This window comes from Bradyrhizobium sp. CCBAU 25360 (assembly GCF_028128695.1).
Taxonomy (GTDB): Bacteria; Pseudomonadota; Alphaproteobacteria; order Rhizobiales; family Xanthobacteraceae; genus Bradyrhizobium; species Bradyrhizobium ottawaense.
The window spans coordinates 283,034-297,708 of sequence record NZ_LBJA01000039.1; the positions used below are offsets into that span (position 1 = coordinate 283,034).

Below are 14,675 nucleotides of genomic sequence, written 5' to 3' on the forward strand. Positions count from 1 at the left end.
GTGAAGGTGAAGGTCGACAAGACACTCGTTGCGTCGATTGCCCTGCATGTCCTCGTGCTGGGATGGGGGCTGGTCACCTTTAGCAGCAAGGCCTACGTCGCGCCGGAAGAGTCACTTCCGATCGACATCATCTCGACCGATCAGCTCGCGAAGATGATGGCCGGGCAAAAGACCGGCAAGAAGGAAGAGCCCAAGCCCAAGGTCGAGAAGATCGCCGAGCCCAAGCCGGAGGAAGACGCCGTCGGCAAGGTCACCGAGAAGAAAGAGCTGATCAAGACCAATTCGCAGCCAGAGCCGCCGCCGAAGCCGGTCGAGAAGCCGGTGGAGAAGAAACCCGAGCCGCCGAAGCCTGTGGCCGAGGCGAAGCCGAAGGAAGAGCCGAAGCCGCAGGAAAAGAAGCCTGATCCGGCCAAGGAAGATCCGATCGCCGAGCTGCAGAAGAAGCTGGAGACCAAGAAGCCGCCGCCCAAGCCCGTGGAGCAGAAGGTTGCGGCGGTGCAGCCGCAGCAGCAGCCCAAGCCCAAGGAGCGCAGCTTCGATCCCGCGCAGATCCAGCGCGACCTCGACAAGCGTGCCGCGACCCGGCACGAGCTCACGGGAACGGCGCTGAACGCCTCGGCCTCGCTGGGATCGGCGACCGGCACTGCCGCCAACAACATTGCGACCTGGCGCGGTGCGTTCCAGGCCGCGGTCAAGCGCTGCTTCACGCCGACCTATAACGGGCAGGACGCCGACCAGTACGAAGCCGACATCGACATTCCCATGAAGATCGACGGATCGCTGGCGTCCGAACCCATCGTGGTCGCGGTGAGGGGGCCGTCGCGGTCGATCGCCCAGGCGGTGGCGGAGAGCGCCAGGCGCGCCATCGTGCAGTGTCAGGTCTACGCGTTCATGCCGAAGCAGCAGTACGAGAGCTGGAAGCTCATTCCGATGACTTTCGGCCTGAAAGATATGTTGTGACATCCGAACAAAAGAATTTTGCAATGAATGACGTCCGATCGATGAACCGCCGCCGCTTCATGACCCTGACCGGATCGACGCTCGCGATGCTCGGGGGCGGACGTGCCCTCGCTCAAGGCCAGGACGGCCGCATCCGCATCGATCCCACGGCATTCCAGCCGATCCCGATCGCGATCACCGGCTTCGTGCCGGGCTCGCCGTCCGACGGCGACGTCGGCAACGGCGTCACTCAGGTCATCACCAACAATCTGAAGCGCTCGGGCCTGTTTGCCCCGATCGACCAGGCCGCCTTCATCGAGCGCATCAGCAACATCGACGTCGCGCCGCAATTCCAGAACTGGAAGACGCTCAACGCGCAGGCCCTCGTCACCGGCCGCATGACGCGGCAATCAGATGGACGGCTCAAGGCCGAATTTCGCCTGTGGGACGTGGTCTCCGGCCAGCAGCTCGCCGGACAGCAATATTTCACCTCGCCGGAATATTGGCGCCGCATCGCCCACATCATCTCCGACCAGATCTACGAGCGCATGACGGGCGAGAAGGGCTATTTCGACAGCCGCGTGGTGTTCGTGGACGAGAGCGGCCCGAAGGAGCGTCGCGTCAAGCGGCTCGCGATGATGGACCAGGACGGCGCCAATGTGCGCTACCTGACCCGCGGCTCCGACCTCGTGCTGACGCCGCGCTTCTCGCCGAACTCGCAAGAGATCACCTATATGGAGTTCGGCCAGGGCGATCCGAAGGTCTATTTGTTCAACATCGAGACCGGCCAGCGCGAGATCGTCGGCAACTTCCCGGGCATGACCTTTGCGCCGCGCTTCTCGCCGGATGGCCAGCGCGTCATCATGAGCCTGCAGCAGGGCGGCAATTCCAACCTGTTCGTGATGGATCTGCGCTCGCGCTCGACCACGCGCCTTACCGACACGCCGGCGATCGATACCTCGCCGTCTTACTCGCCGGACGGCACCCGCATCTGCTTCGAGTCCGATCGTGGCGGCAGGTCGCAGATCTATGTGATGGCCGCGGGCGGAGGACAGGCGCAGCGGATCTCCTTCTCCAAGGACGATACCAACGCCAGCTATTCGACCCCGGTATGGTCGCCGAAGGGCGATTACATCGCCTTCACCAGGCAGGGCGGCGGGCAATTCTCGATCGGCGTCATGAAGCCCGACGGCTCCGGCGAGCGGCTGCTCACCTCCGGCTTCCACAATGAGGGCCCGACCTTCTCGCCGAACGGCCGCGTGCTGATGTTCTTCCGCGATCCCGGCGGCAATGGCGGGCCGTCGCTGTACAGCGTCGACATCTCCGGCCGCAACGAGCTCAAGGTGCCGACGCCCGGCTTCGCCTCCGACCCGGCATGGTCGCCGCTGTTATCCTCGACGGCGGGTTGACAAGAGAGCGCTAAAACATCGCGCGTTCAGACGCGCGATGTTGTCGAAAAACGCGCCGATTTTTTCGACTTTTCTGCGCAAAGCAAGCCTTCCTTCACCTTGTGCCCGGCAAGGCTTGCCTAGTTGCTTGATATTTAAGCGGAAATCGGTTCGCTGATACCGAAAAACAACTCGACTTTAACGATGTTCCCTCAGAAAGACTTCATCTGGGCTGGGTAAGACTACGCGCCAAACAGGACGCGTAACAAGCCAATGCAACTGGCCGACCAGAAGCAGAGTGATCGAGACGAGCTGGAGCCGATACTCTACGCCGCTCTCATCAACTCCATGGTGCAGAATTTCTGGGCGATCTTCCTCGGCTCGGCCTCCGCGGCCGTGGCCGCGGTGATGACTGCGTTGAAGACGGGCGACGTCTGGCTGTGGCCGCTCGCATTCCTGCTGATTGCCATCGGCACCGCGCGGGCCTTCCAGATGCGCGGATATGAAAACCGCACCGAGGTGCTGTCATTCGAAGAGGCCAAGCACCTGGAGCCGCGTTACTGGATCGGCGCGCTGAGCTATGCGGCCGTGCTCGGTGTGTGGGCCTTCGTCGTCATCTACAACAACAACGATCCGGTCGCCGACATGCTCTGTGTCGCCATCGGCATCGGCTACACCGCGGGCGGCGCCGCCCGCAATTACGGGCAGCCCCGGGTGATCCAGTGGCACGTCGCACTGGCCTGCGGTCCGATGTCGCTCGCCTTGCTGCTGCACGGCGGCTTCTACCACATCGGTCTTGCCATCCTGCTGGTGTTCTTCTTCATCGGGCTCAAGAACATCAACCTCAGCCTGCATGCGATCTTCGTCAAGGCGCTGACCTCGAGCTTCCGCGAATCCGCGCTGGCGAGCCAGTTCGACACCGCGCTCAACAACATGCCGCACGGGCTGTGCATGTTCCGCGCCGACGGCCGCCTTGCAGTGATGAACCACCGCTTCGGCGAGCTGATGGCCTTGCCCGAGGACCTCGTCAAGCGCGGCGCCACTGCCGCCGATATCGCGGCGGCCTGCGTTTCCGCCGGGTCGATCTCGGCGGAGAGCGGCAACCACATCCTGGCCGAGATCGAGCATGCGCGGATCTGCGAGATCGTCACCGCCGATCCGGATTCCTCGCGCGGCCGCACCCTGGCCTGGACGTTCCAGCCGATGACCGGCGGCGGCACGGTGCTGCTGCTGGAAGACATCACCGAACGCACCAATGCGGAAGCCCGCATCAGCCATCTCGCCCGTTACGACGAGCTCACGGCGCTGCCCAACCGGGTCAGCTTTCACGACGAGATCGAGCGGCTGCTGAAGAATTCGCATCATGCCGAGCGGCTCTCCGCGCTGCTCTTCGTCGACCTCGACCAGTTCAAGCAGGTCAACGACACGCTCGGTCATCCCTGCGGCGACCAGCTGCTGTGCGCCGTCGCCAACCGTCTGCGCGAAATGCTGCGCCCCGAAGATTTCGTCGCCCGTTTCGGCGGCGACGAATTCGTCGTGTTCCAGCAGAACATCTCCTCGCCCGAGGACGCCGCCGCGCTGGCCCGCCGCATCGTCGAGCGGCTGAGCGAGCGCTACCGCATCGACAATCATTTGGTCGAGATCGGCGCCAGCGTCGGCATCGCGCTGACCTCGCCGGGCGATGCCAGTGCCGATACGCTGCTCAAGAACGCCGACATGGCGCTGTACCGTGCCAAGGCCGACGGCCGCGGCACGTTCTGCTTCTTCCGCGACGAGATGGCGGCGACCGTCGAGGCCCGCCGCATCCTCGAGCTCGACCTGCGCAAGGCGCTCGCCAACGAGGAATTCGAGCTGTTCTACCAGCCGCTGGTCAATCTGAAGTCCGGCAAGATCACCACTTGCGAGGCGCTGCTGCGCTGGAATCATCCGGTGCGCGGCACGGTCTCGCCGATCGACATCATCCCGGTCGCCGAGGACATGGGCCTGATCGTCGATCTCGGCCGCTGGATCCTGCGCCGCGCCTGCATGGAATGCATGAAGTGGCCGGAGGGCGTCAGCGTCGCCGTCAACTTCTCGCCGCAGCAATTCCACCAGCGCGACGTGCTGAGCGAAATCCGCTACGCGCTGGAGGTGTCGGGCCTGCCGGCGCATCGGCTGGAGATCGAGATCACCGAGTCCTCGCTGCTGCGCAACACCCAGCTGACCCACGACATCCTGTCGCAATTGCATGCGCTCGGCGTGCGCATCTCGCTCGACGATTTCGGCACCGGCTATTCCAGCCTCAGCTATCTGCACAATTTCCCGATGCAGAAGGTGAAGATCGACCGCTCCTTCCTCGAAGGCATCGACACCGACCGCCCGCTGACGCTGTTGCGCGGCGTGGCGCGGCTGTCCGCCGATCTCGGCATGGCCGTCGTGGTCGAGGGCATCGAGACCAACGAGCAGCTCGATCTGATCAGCGCCGACGGCACCGTCTCCGAGGCGCAAGGCTATCTGTTCAGCCGTCCGGTGCCCGCCGTGCGGATGCGCCAGCTGCTCAACGCCTCGCATGGGCGGCGCGGCGAAGGCCAGCTCCACGTCGCCAGCTCGCGCTCCTTCGCTTAACTCCGTTTCTCGGAAACGTCCCATCATTTCAGACTGTTGCAGGGTACCGTAGTGCTACGGAGGTTAACCCTAACCCTTCGATTGCTTTGCATACTTGTTAAGAAGGTGTTAATAAATCATGGCGCGCGCGTAAGTTGTCTTGCAGGAATTGCCTTCAAATGCCGCGACGTGAGTGTGTTTAAGGAGTTGGAATGCAGTCCTCAGCCAGATCTGTCATTTCGGCTGTTGGACGGGGAGCAGAGCTTCTGACCGACGTCGATTATCATCTTGCCGAAACCGTCGCGGAGAAGGAGGAGATCTACAATCTCCGCTACCGCGCCTATCTGCGGGAAGGCGCGGTGAAGCCCTCCGCCGATGCGCGGGTGACCGACCGCTACGACGAGCTGCCGAACGCGTGGACCTTCGGCGTCTATCTCCATGGCGAACTCTGCAGCTCGGTGCGCATCAGCGTGCTGACATCGGAATGGCGCGAGTCCACCTCGGCCGATGTCTTCCCGGACATCCTGCTGCCGCGGCTCGATCGCGGCGAGGTCATGATCGACCCGACCCGCTTCGTCGCCGATCCCGACCAGGTCAAGCGGGTCCCGGAATTGCCCTATCTGACGACGCGTCTCGCTTACATGGCCTGTGAGCATTTCAATGCCGATCTCGGCCTCGCCATCGTGCGCCCCGAGCATCAGGCCTTCTACCGGCGGGTGTTCCTGCATGAGACCATCGCCGAGCCGCGGCTGGTTCCCGGCCTCACCAAGCCGTTCGGACTGATGGCGGCGGACTTCCCGACCTTCCGCAAGAAGGTGTTCGAGCGTTATCCTATCATGCGGTCGACTGCCTTCGAGCGGCGGATGCTGTTCGGGCGCGGCGGCCAGCGCCAGGTGCCGCAGCGGCCGGTGCTCGTGGCGGACGCTGCGCACGCGGACGCCGCGCACGCCTGAGTCGGCGATGGCGTGGATGCGGCTCCAGGTTTGAGCCTGGGCTCTGCCCCTTACCCGTCACGCGTCGCCACGCATCGCGCCCTGGGCCCAAAATTCCGGCGAAAGCCGGGTTTTTGCCGGCCGCCGCGGCTTGCCTTCACCCTCGCGCCACATTTACAACCCATTAACCATGACGGGTGCTTTTCGCTGGTTGGGGGCATTTGATCGGCTGAGGCAAGGTTCCGTCAAGGTTGACGGAACGTTCGCTTAACCAACCCCCTGTAGACCGGACAGCAGTGGACTAACGTGAGCGTGGAGGCTCCGGAATGAAACATCCTATGCGTATCCTCCAGGGATTGAAGCTGGTCGCGGTGCTCGCCGTCGCGCTGTCGATGGGCGCCTGCGCCAACAAGAATGCCGCGACGGATGCGATGGCCAATGCGGCAACACCTGGCAGTCAGCAGGATTTCGTCGTCAACGTGGGTGACCGCGTATTCTTCGAAAGCGACCAGACCGATCTGACCCCGCAGGCGATCGTGACCCTGGAGAAGCAGGCGCAGTGGCTGCAGACCTATCCGCGCTACAGCTTCACCGTCGAAGGCCACGCCGACGAGCGCGGCACCCGCGAATACAACATCGCGCTCGGCGCCCGGCGAGCCCAGTCGGTGCGTTCGTTCCTGGCCTCGCGCGGCATCGATCCGAACCGCATGCGCACGATCTCCTACGGCAAGGAGCGGCCGGTCGCCGTCTGTAACGACATCTCCTGCTGGTCGCAGAACCGTCGTGCCGTCACCGTGCTGAACGCGAGCTCCTGACGCCGAGATACTGACACTCAGTCAGGCGCCGTTCATCTTCCAGAACCGAGTATGCCGGCGCCCTCTCGGGCGCCGGTTTCGTTTCAGCAAACCGTGACCTAAAACCCCTTGGTTCAAGTCACGGTTTTGGCGTACTCCCTTCCTCATTATGTGGCGCGGCGAATGGTCCGCCGTGGGCCACGTCGCTTTTGTCGTCAGGGCAAGATGTCATCGAAATTCAAGGCAATTACCGGCACCGTGGCAACCGTCGCGCTGCTCTCTTTGTGTTCGCCCGCAACTGCGCAGTCGGTCTTTGCGCAGTCGGATGATGCCGATCCCGAGATGCGGATCGAGCGGCTGGAGAACCAGCTGCGCCAGCTCACTGGCCAGAACGAAGAGCTGCAATACCGCAACCGCCAGCTCGAAGAGCGGCTGCGGGCGCTCGAGGGCGGCGCCCAAGGCGCGCCCGGACAGGCGCCCAATGTCGCGGCGATGCCGCCCGCCCAGGTCGGACCAGGTCAGGTTGCGCCCGGCTATCGCCAGCAGCCGCAGCAGCAGGCCGTGCAACCGAATTACGAGCAGCCGCAGAGCGCGGCCTCTGCGCCGATCGTTCAGGAGCAGCCGGCGCCCGGCGCTCCCGGCACGCGCCGTCGCGGCGATGCCTTCGATCCGAACCAGAACCCGAACGCGCCGGGTGCGCCGCGCGCGCTCGGCGGCGGCCCGCAGCCGATGCCGTCGGGAGCACCCGGCGGCCGCGGCGCCGGCGAGCCGCTCGATCTCGCCAACACCGGCCCCCGTTATCAGCAGCAGGCCGCTCCCCCGGCCGCGCAGCCCGGCTATCCGCCGGCCCAATCCGGCTCTCCCGCGCCGGCCGGCGGCGCCGGCCTGACCACGCTGCCGCCCTCGGCAACGCCGCGCGACGAGTTCGACCTCGGCATCGGCTACATGCAGCGCAAGGACTACGCGCTCGCCGAGCAGACCATGAAGAACTTCACGCAGAAATATCCGAGCGACCCGCTGCTCGGCGACGCGCAATACTGGCTCGGCGAGAGCTACTTCCAGCGCCAGCAATATCGGGACTCCGCGGAAGCCTTCCTCGCCGTCACCACCAAATACGAGAAATCGGCCAAGGCCCCGGATGCGCTGCTGCGGCTCGGCCAGTCGCTCGCCGCGCTGAAGGAGAAGGAGGCCGCCTGCGCCGCCTTCGGCGAGGTCGGCCGCAAATATCCGCGCGCCTCCGCCGGCGTCAAAGCCGCGGTCGACCGCGAGCAGAAACGGGTGAAGTGCTGACGTCGGGGGTCCTGACAACGCGGATGGCGCTGCGCTAGACATCGTAACCATCCGCCTGCGACGGTCAGGGCCGCGTCATGTCAGACGACGACAAATCTCCGATCTCGACACGCGAGGCGAGGCGGCTCTTCGCCGGCCTGAAGAGCGCGCCGGCGCTGGTGCTCGCCGTGTCGGGCGGGCCCGACTCGGTCGCGCTGATGTGGCTTGCGGCGCGCTGGCGGCGCAGCCTCGCGCGCGGCCCGCATCTCACCGTCGTCACGATCGATCACGGCCTGCGGCGAGAGGCGGCGCGCGAGGCGCGCGAGGTCAAGCGGCTCGCCACTGAGCTCGGATTGCCGCACCGGACCCTGCGCTGGCGCGGCGCAAAGCCGAAGACCGGACTGCCGGCGGCGGCGCGCGAGGCGCGTTACCGCCTGCTCGCGCAGGCCGCGCGTGCCGTCGGCGCGAGCCATGTGCTGACCGCCCACACCCGCGACGACCAGGCCGAGACCCTGTTGATGCGCCTGTTGCGCGGCAGCGGACTTGCCGGGCTGTCGGCAATGGCCTCCCTCAGCGAGCGCGACGGGATCGTGCTGGCGCGTCCGCTGCTCGAGGTCCCGAAGTCGCAGCTGATCGCGACCTTGAAGCGGGCCAGGATCGGCTTTGCCGACGATCCCACCAACCGCGACACCGCCTTCACCCGGCCGCGGCTGCGGGCGCTGCTGCCGCTCCTTGCGGCCGAGGGTGGCGATGCCCGCACGCTGGTGCGGCTCGCGGCCCGGCTGGCGCGGGCCAATGCGGCGGTCGAGCTGCTGGCCGACGGCGCCGAGCGCTTCCTCCATTTGAGGGATCGCGGCGATGCGCCGCAGGCAGGTGTTCGAAGCTTCGAGGCCTCGGCCTTTGCCGTCCTGCCGGAGGAGGTCCGGCTGCGGCTCCTGCTGCGGGCCATCAACGCGCTCGGGCATGAAGGGCCGGCGGAACTCGGCAAGGTTGAGTCTCTCCTTGCCGCGCTCGACCAGGCCATCGCCGCAAGCCCTCGCACGGGCGCAAATGGCCGGCAGGCCCTGAGGCAGACCCTTGCGGGAGCCTTGATCAGCCTTGCCGGCGGGCGTATCCACGTCGCACCGGCGCCGGTCCGGCGTCGCAAGGGCGGATAGGCGCGGACGAGGGCGGATCATGACACCGGCCAATTCGGCCCCGCGCCGTCAGGACACCTTAACCAGGCAGGAAAAACCCCGCTTCGGACGCCATTATTTCAGCGGGAATCGCTCTAAGATGGGATAAATAGTCCCACCTCGTTCCCTTGGCAGCGACCGGGACGGCACCTAAATTGTATGCGTCTAACGATGAGGATTCCTTGGGGATTTCCTCGTAGAGCCCAAGGATGAGGCCGCGATCCGCGCGACCACGAAGGAAGATCGATGAACGCCAATCTGCGCAATTTCGCCCTCTGGGTCATCATTGTCTTGCTGCTTTTGGCGTTGTTCACGCTCTTCCAGAATCCGGGTCAGCGGGCCTCCTCGCAGGACATCGCCTTCTCGCAGCTCCTGAGCGAGGTTGACCGCGGCAATGTGCGCGACGTCGTGATCCAGGGGCCGGACATTCACGGCACCTTCACCAACGGCTCCAGCTTCCAGACCTATGCGCCCAGCGACCCGACGCTGGTGAAGCGCCTCTATGACAGCAAGGTGCAGATCACCGCGAAGCCGCCCGGCGACAACGTGCCGTGGTTCGTCTCGCTGCTGGTCTCCTGGCTGCCGTTCATCGCCCTGATCGGCGTGTGGATCTTCCTGTCGCGGCAGATGCAGGGCGGCGCCGGCAAGGCGATGGGCTTTGGGAAGTCGCGCGCCAAGATGCTGACCGAAGCGCATGGCCGCGTCACCTTCGAGGACGTCGCCGGCGTCGACGAGGCCAAGCAGGACCTGCAGGAGATCGTCGAATTCCTGCGCGACCCCGGCAAGTTCCAGCGCCTCGGCGGCCGCATTCCGCGCGGCGTGCTGCTGGTCGGCCCTCCCGGCACCGGTAAGACCCTGATCGCGCGCGCGGTCGCGGGCGAAGCCAACGTGCCGTTCTTCACCATCTCCGGTTCTGACTTCGTCGAGATGTTCGTCGGCGTCGGCGCGAGCCGCGTCCGCGACATGTTCGAGCAGGCCAAGAAGAACGCGCCCTGCATCATCTTCATCGACGAAATCGACGCGGTCGGTCGTCATCGTGGCGCCGGCCTCGGCGGCGGCAATGACGAGCGCGAGCAGACGCTGAACCAGCTGCTGGTCGAGATGGACGGCTTCGAGGCGAACGAGGGCGTGATCCTGATCGCCGCGACTAACCGTCCCGACGTGCTCGATCCCGCGCTGCTGCGTCCGGGCCGCTTCGACCGTCAGGTCGTGGTGCCGAACCCCGATGTCGTCGGCCGCGAGCAGATCCTCAAGGTTCACGTTCGCAAGGTGCCGCTGGCCCCCGATATCAACCTCAAGACCATCGCGCGCGGCACCCCGGGCTTCTCCGGCGCCGACCTGATGAACCTCGTCAACGAGGCCGCTTTGACCGCCGCCCGCCGCAACAAGCGGATGGTGACGCAGGCCGAATTCGAAGAGGCCAAGGACAAGGTGATGATGGGCGCCGAGCGCAAATCGCTCGTCATGACCGAGGAAGAGAAGTTGCTGACGGCCTATCACGAGGGCGGCCACGCCATCGTCGGCCTCAACGTCGTCGCGACCGACCCGATCCACAAGGCGACCATCATTCCGCGCGGCCGTGCGCTCGGCATGGTCATGCAGCTCCCCGAGCGCGACAAGCTGTCGATGTCTCTGGAGCAGATGACCTCGCGGCTCGCGATCATGATGGGCGGCCGTGTCGCCGAAGAGCTGATCTTCGGCCGCGAGAAGGTGACCTCGGGTGCGTCCTCCGACATCGAGCAGGCGACACGCCTGGCCCGGATGATGGTGACGCGCTGGGGCCTGTCCGAGGCGCTGGGCACCGTGTCCTATGGCGAAAACCAGGACGAGGTTTTCCTGGGCATGTCGGTGTCGCGCACCCAGAACGCATCGGAGGCGACGGTCCAGAAGATCGACACCGAGATCCGGCGTTTCGTGGAAGAGGGCTACAACGAAGCGACGCGTATTCTCACCGAGAAGCGCGCCGATCTCGAAGCGCTCGCCAAGGGCCTGCTGGAGTTCGAGACGCTGAGCGGCGACGAGATCGTCGATCTGCTCAAGGGCAAGAAGCCGAACCGCGAGTCCGTGCTCGAGCCGAGCACGCCGCGCGCCTCCGCGGTGCCCCCGGCCGGCAAGTCGCCGCGCCCGCGGCCCGATACGGATCCCGGCCTGGAGCCGCAGCCGCAGGCGTAATTGCGAGCGGCAGGTGAGATTGCAAAACGCGGCGGAAACGCCGCGTTTTTTGTTGGCTGGCGGTTCGCGGATGCAGGGCGCTCCCGGCGCGAGCGAAGCGCGCGGCTTCCGGGGCAACCGCGGGAATCACTAAAGAAGAACTTAACGCTTGCGTCCTATTTTGGCCCGCCATGACTGACCAGGTCGTCCACAGCGCGGTTCAATCGTTTTCGGCACGTGCAGCGCTCCCTTGGGCAGTGGGCATCGGCGTCTATGCCCTGTTGCTGATCGTTGGGCCGTGGCTGCTCGGTGATCCCGACAGCTATTCTCATATCGAGGTCGGGCGTTGGATCATCGGGCATGGCACCCTGCCGGAGAGCGATCCCTTTTCGTTTTCGAAGCATGGCGCGCCCTGGATCACCTTCGAGTGGCTCTCGGAAATCGTCTACGCCGGAGCCTACGCATTGTCCGGCTGGCCCGGCGTCGTCGTCGTCGCAGCAGCTGCGATAGCGCTCGCCTTTGGCCTGTTCACCTTCTTCCTGCTGCGCGAGCTCTCGCCGGCCCTGACGCTGCTCATGGTGATCGCGGCCGTCATCCTGTTGGCGCCGCATATGCTGGCGCGGCCGCATGTCCTCGTGCTGCCGGTGATGGTGATTTGGGCGGCGACCCTGGTGCGCTGCATGGATCGCGGCGGGCCTCCGCCATACTGGGCGCTGCCGCTGCTGGTGCTGTGGACCAATCTGCATGGCAGCGTGGTGCTCGCGCTCGGGCTGATCGGTCCGGCCGTGCTCGAGGCGCTGCTGCGTGAGGAGCGAAGCGAATGGCCGCGCGTGCTGCTGCGATGGCTGCCATTCTCGGCGCTTGCCCTCGCAGCATCATGCCTGACACCACACGGGCCGGAACCGCTGCTGATGCCGTTGACGACACTCGGCCTCGGCTCTGCGCTCGCCTGGATCGGGGAATGGCGGCCGCAGGATTTCAGCCATGTCGGTGGCTTCGAGTTGCTGCTGCTGGCTGGCATCTTTGCGCTCGCGCGCGGCGTGACGCTGCCGGTCGTGCGGGCCCTGGTGGTGATCGGCCTGCTCCATTTCGCACTGGCGCAGGTACGCAATGCGGATCTGCTGGCCATGCTGGCGCCGCTCTATCTGGCGGCCCCCTTGGGTCGGACATTCGGCGGGCGGATCACGGACGATGCAGAGGGCGCGTCGCGCGGCCTGAATCTGGCCGCGTTCGGTGTTCTGATCGCGATGAGCGGGGCGGCGCTGGCGCGCGACATACGGCCGGCTCCCGTCATCACCCCTCAAGCTGCCGTCGCGCAAGCCGACCTCGCCAAGGCGGGGCGCGTGCTCAACGATTATTCCTTCGGCGGCTACTTGATCTTTGCCGGCATTCCCACCTTCATCGATGGTCGCGGCGAACTGTATGGCGGACCGTTCATCGACCGCTACAATCGTGCCCTGGCGCTGGTTGACCTCGCAGATTTTCTCAAGCTGCTCGACGAATACGACATCGGCGCGACGCTGCTCGCGCCGCGGACACCGGCGGTCGCGATGCTCGACCGGCTGCCGCAGTGGCAACGCGTCTACAGCGACGACGTGGCGGTCGTGCACAAGCGGCGGGATACGGCGCAAAGATAAGTCAGACGGACCCGAAGGCCGCGTATTGGCCGCCGAGCGACACGCCGCTCAGGGCATCTTCGAGGCGACGCGCCGGTTTGGTGTCCCAGGGGAGCAGCAGAAAATGGCGGGCGCCGATCTCGCGCAAGCCGCCCGCAGCCATCAGCTTTCGGACTTTGCCGGCACTGAGCAGGACGGCGTCCCGGTCGAACTCGCAGCGCGCAACGGCAAGACGTGTCAGCGGGTTGTAGGGATTGTGCTCGATCACGCAGACGAGCCCCCCGGGCCGCACCACCCGCCGCATCTCGGTGATGAAATGCGTCCATTCGGCCGGCACGATATGGTGCATCACGCAGATGGCCGTGACGAGATCGAAGCTGGCGTCCTCGAAGGGAAACGTGCGGCCGTCAAACTCGCGGTAGTCGACCCCGCTATTGGCCGCGCGGGCCTGCGCCAGGCTGGCCGACGAAACGTCGATACCGCTCAAGCGGCCGACCATGCCGTGCAACAGGGGATGAAGGCTGCCCACGCCGCAGCCGACGTCGAGCATGTCGGGCCTCTCGGTGTTCAGCCGCTGCGCGATCAGATCGCCCAGGAGATCGGCCTTCGCGCGCATGAAGAAATCATGCGGCAAGCCGGAGAAGTCGATCGAGGACTGGACAACGTCACGGTAGTTGGCGTGATAGCCGTCGAAGAGCTCGCTCATGCGCAGGGTCACTCGTTGACTGCGTGGATTGCAGGCGCTGCCGCCGCCTCGTTGCGATCGAAGCCGGCGCGCGTCTGCACCACATAGAGCGGGCGGCGTTTCACCTCGGCATGGATGCGGCCGACATACAGCCCCACGATACCGGTCATCAGCATGTTGATTCCGCACAGCAGGGACACGACGACGATCGTCGACGACCAGCCGGTCACGAGATGGCTGTCCTTGCTGAGCCACAGCAGGATCACCCAGCCGCCGTAGAGCAGGGCCAGTCCCGAAACCGTCAAGCCGCACCAGATCGCAAGCCGCAGGGGCAGATCGGAAAAGCCGAGCGCGGCGTTCACCGCGAGCCGCACCATCTTGAACAGCGGGTATTTGGTTTCGCCCGCGGCTCGCTCGAGGCGGTGGAAGGCGACCTCGGCCTGCCGGAAACCGAGCCAGGCGATCATGCCGCGTACGAAGCGATCCTGCTCCGGCATCTGCCTGAGTGCGTCGAGCACCTTGCGATCGATCAGGCGGAAGTCGCCGACATCGGCGGGGATGCCGACCGAGGACATCCTGCCGAGGAGCCGGTAGAACAGATGCGCAGTCGCACGCTTGAACCGGCTTTCGCCTTCGCGTGACAGGCGGCGGGCGTGGACGACGTCGTTGCCTTCCTGCCATTTTGCGATCAATTGCTCGATCACTTCGGGCGGATCCTGCAAATCGGCATCCATCACGATGATCGCGTCACCTTCCGCGGCGTCCATGCCGGCGGTGATGGCGACCTGATGGCCGAAATTTCGCGACAGGCCGACATAGCGAAAGCGCGGATCGCGCTTGGCGAGCGCCTGGAGCACGATCGAGCTGGAATCGCTGCTGCCGTCGTCGACAAAGATCGCTTCAGCCGGACCGTCGAGCCGGGACAAGACCAGGTCGAGCCGGCGCAGCAGGACCGGCAGCACGGCTTCCTCGTTGAACACGGGGATGACGAGGCTGTAGCGGATCGATCTGGAATTGGCCGCCATGCGAGAGATTTCCGGCTGGGTTGCAGGGGCGGGAGTCTAGTTCGGCGGTGGTTAAGGTCGCCTTGCCGCGACTGTTAAGGATCTAGGGTACTCGGGCGATTGAGGGCGGAGGCGGAAC

General features: G+C 65.4%; 11 protein-coding genes. 9 read left to right on the forward strand and 2 right to left on the reverse strand.

Features of this window, described 5'->3' with window-relative positions; genetic code table 11:
* From XH81_RS19055 to XH81_RS19095, 9 genes are all read left to right on the forward strand, one after another.
* The gene (locus tag XH81_RS19055) at window positions 1-960 is read left to right on the forward strand and encodes a hypothetical protein (RefSeq protein WP_028140321.1); all 960 of its coding nucleotides are present in this window, start codon (window positions 1-3) and stop codon (window positions 958-960) included.
* A 41-nt stretch (window positions 961-1,001) separates the two neighbouring features.
* A complete protein-coding gene (tolB, locus tag XH81_RS19060; RefSeq protein ID WP_028140320.1) occupies window positions 1,002-2,348 on the forward strand; it encodes a Tol-Pal system beta propeller repeat protein TolB in 1,347 nt (448 codons plus the stop codon).
* A gap of 252 nt (window positions 2,349-2,600) precedes the next feature.
* Window positions 2,601-4,931 carry a putative bifunctional diguanylate cyclase/phosphodiesterase gene (locus XH81_RS19065; RefSeq protein ID WP_038974611.1) on the forward strand — a complete coding sequence of 777 codons (2,331 nt, stop codon included), beginning with the start codon at window positions 2,601-2,603 and terminating at the stop codon, window positions 4,929-4,931.
* 191 nt (window positions 4,932-5,122) lie between these two features.
* A complete protein-coding gene (locus XH81_RS19070) occupies window positions 5,123-5,863 on the forward strand; it encodes an N-acyl amino acid synthase FeeM domain-containing protein (protein ID WP_028140318.1) in 741 nt (246 codons plus the stop codon).
* A gap of 305 nt (window positions 5,864-6,168) precedes the next feature.
* The gene (gene pal, locus XH81_RS19075; protein ID WP_018317777.1) at window positions 6,169-6,657 is read left to right on the forward strand and encodes a peptidoglycan-associated lipoprotein Pal; all 489 of its coding nucleotides are present in this window, start codon (window positions 6,169-6,171) and stop codon (window positions 6,655-6,657) included.
* 204 nt (window positions 6,658-6,861) lie between these two features.
* The gene (ybgF, locus tag XH81_RS19080; RefSeq protein WP_028140317.1) at window positions 6,862-7,926 is read left to right on the forward strand and encodes a tol-pal system protein YbgF; all 1,065 of its coding nucleotides are present in this window, start codon (window positions 6,862-6,864) and stop codon (window positions 7,924-7,926) included.
* A gap of 77 nt (window positions 7,927-8,003) precedes the next feature.
* Window positions 8,004-9,062 carry a tRNA lysidine(34) synthetase TilS gene (tilS, locus tag XH81_RS19085; RefSeq protein WP_028140316.1) on the forward strand — a complete coding sequence of 353 codons (1,059 nt, stop codon included), beginning with the start codon at window positions 8,004-8,006 and terminating at the stop codon, window positions 9,060-9,062.
* A 264-nt stretch (window positions 9,063-9,326) separates the two neighbouring features.
* On the forward strand, window positions 9,327-11,252 hold the full coding sequence (gene ftsH / locus XH81_RS19090; protein ID WP_028140315.1) for an ATP-dependent zinc metalloprotease FtsH: 1,926 nt from the start codon (window positions 9,327-9,329) through the stop codon (window positions 11,250-11,252).
* Window positions 11,253-11,422: 170 nt separating this feature from the next.
* Window positions 11,423-12,868 (forward strand): hypothetical protein, encoded by a 1,446-nt coding sequence (locus tag XH81_RS19095; protein WP_028140314.1) that lies wholly within the window; start codon window positions 11,423-11,425, stop codon window positions 12,866-12,868.
* Window position 12,869: 1 nt separating this feature from the next.
* Here the strand turns inward: XH81_RS19095 and XH81_RS19100 are convergent, their stop codons facing one another.
* Window positions 12,870-13,553, reverse strand: a complete 684-nt coding sequence (locus tag XH81_RS19100) for a class I SAM-dependent methyltransferase (RefSeq protein WP_038948400.1) — start codon at window positions 13,551-13,553, stop codon at window positions 12,870-12,872.
* Window positions 13,554-13,561: 8 nt separating this feature from the next.
* Entirely contained in the window at window positions 13,562-14,557 is a 996-nt protein-coding gene (locus XH81_RS19105) for a glycosyltransferase family 2 protein (RefSeq protein ID WP_028140312.1), read from the reverse strand.
* Window positions 14,558-14,675 lie beyond the last annotated feature (118 nt).